At 59.6% G+C, this 1,657-nt stretch carries 1 protein-coding gene and 1 pseudogene; both read left to right on the plus strand.

What is annotated here, in order from left to right:
• Positions 1–379: pseudogene (locus ASE36_RS08945) on the plus strand (methyl-accepting chemotaxis protein); the annotation flags it as partial.
• Between the two features lie 134 nt (positions 380–513).
• Positions 514–1,657: HAMP domain-containing protein (locus tag ASE36_RS08950; protein WP_156669298.1), on the plus strand; the 1,144-nt coding region annotated here is incomplete at its 3' end.

Here is a 1,657-nt window from a genome sequence, read left to right on the forward strand (position 1 = left end):
GGAAATCTCGGCCGCCTGCCGCGAGCAGGACATCGGATCGAGCCAGATCAACGAGGCGATCCAGCAGCTCGATAAGGTGACCCAGCAGAATGCCGGCGCTTCGGAAGAAATGTCGGCGACATCTGAAGAACTGGCAGCACAGGCAGAAGAACTCCAGGCTTCGATCGCCTTCTTCAAGGTCAATACGACCGGCGCCATGGCGAGCCAGTCCATCCAGCAGGCCCGCATCCCGGCGCCGACGCAGGCGGCCAAAGCGCCCGCGCGCGGTAAACCGGCTCAAAGCGTCTCGGCCCAGCAGGCGCGTGCAAAGGGCTTCGCGCTCGACCTCGCAATGGGTGCTGGTGACGATGAGGATGCGCACTTCAAGCAGAGTGCATGAAGACTACGGGGTCAATCCGTGCCGCAGGCCGGATTGACCCACGCGGCGACCATGCTTGCGGCGGCGCCATATGCAGCATTGGGAATCAAACCTGGCATCAGCCAGAAACAGCGGTAACGCAACGGGGCAAGGGAATGCGCGGAACAATCAAACTTAAACTCACGATGGTCTTCACCACACTGATCGTGATCATAGCCGGATTAGCAACTTACAGTGCCTTCAGTCTGGGCACACTCAATGCAGCGAGCAGCGCGATGGTCGAGGGACCGGTTCGCCGGCTGGAGCTGGCGCTCGCCGCAAATGTCGCTGCCCTCGACGCGATCCGTGCTCAGAAAAACGCGCTGATCGCAGCGTCGCCCACGGACGATGAAGCATTTTTCAAGCAGTCCTTTGCGCAGATAGATATTATGATGACTTCGACGCGTGACGGCTTGGCCATCGCGTCAGCGGAAGGCAAGCCATACTGGCAGAAGATCCTCGACCTGGGGTCTACCTTCCAGCAGAAGACCGAGACGCTGAAGTCGTTGGAAACCCTCGGTGATCATACCGCAGCCGTCGCCCTGTCCATGGGTGACCTGCGCGCTCTGACCGGTGACCTCATGACGGCCGTTCAAAGTCTCATCGAGATCCAGCACAAAGGGATGGAGAAGACAGTCAGCGAGAACGCCGATCTCTACGGCACCAGCAAGACGATGCTCGTTACAGCGTCCGTTCTATCTGGCCTCCTCGCCCTCGCCGCCGCATTCTGGATCATCTCAGGCATCGGTAACGGCTTGAAGAAAATCCAGGCTGTCATTGGCGCAGTGGCGATTGGCGACCTCCATCAGCAGGTCGAGATCCGGACCAATGATGAGATCAAAGATCTGGTGGACTCCGTCAACGTAATGACCGCGAACCTGCGCAGCACAGCCGCGCTCGCTGACCGGATCGCAATTGGCGACCTGTCGGCTGAAGTCAATCTGCTTTCAGACAAGGATGTGCTTGGGATCGCGATCGAGAGAATGACCACCAATTTGCGGGTCACGGCCACAATCGCAGACGAGATTGCCAATGGTGACCTGACCGTGACGCCGAAGCCTGCATCGGACAAGGACACACTGGGTATCGCGCTTCGCAACATGGTCGAACGTCTGCGAGCCGTCGTCGGCGATGCTCTCTCCGCTTCGGAAAACGTCTCCGCCGGCAGCCAGCAGCTGTCTTCCGGCTCTGAACAGCTCTCGCAAGGCGCGACCGAACAGGCCTCGTCTGCCGAAGAGGCCTCGGCTTCCATGGAAGAAA

Origin of the sequence: Rhizobium sp. Root274 (assembly GCF_001429245.1) — a bacterium.
GTDB lineage: Bacteria > Pseudomonadota > Alphaproteobacteria > Rhizobiales > Rhizobiaceae > Allorhizobium.